Annotated in this window: 1 protein-coding gene; it reads right to left on the bottom strand. The window is 35.5% G+C overall.

The genetic code is table 11. The features are described from left to right. Positions 1–245 (bottom strand): hypothetical protein (locus ACWA1B_RS23340; RefSeq protein ID WP_456911063.1); only part of this gene is annotated, 245 nt, incomplete at both ends.

Below are 245 nucleotides of genomic sequence, written 5' to 3'. Positions count from 1 at the left end.
CCGCCGTCATTTTTTGGATTGATAAAATAATTTCCGTCTGGTACAATAATGTAATTTCTATAATCTAAACCGCTCAGCAATTTAGCATCGATTTTTTCGAAGAAATTAGAAAAAGCTTTGTCCCAATTAAACAAACCTTCGCCATGAACCAAAGTCGATTTCACGCGTAAAGCGGCACCAATATCCCAATTATTAATATCGATTAATTCGTTTTTCTTTGCTTCATAAGCTTCCGTTCCAGGTTC

The sequence above is a fragment of the Flavobacterium xizangense genome (assembly GCF_054075145.1).
This window is presented reverse-complemented; position numbering and strand designations above follow the sequence as displayed.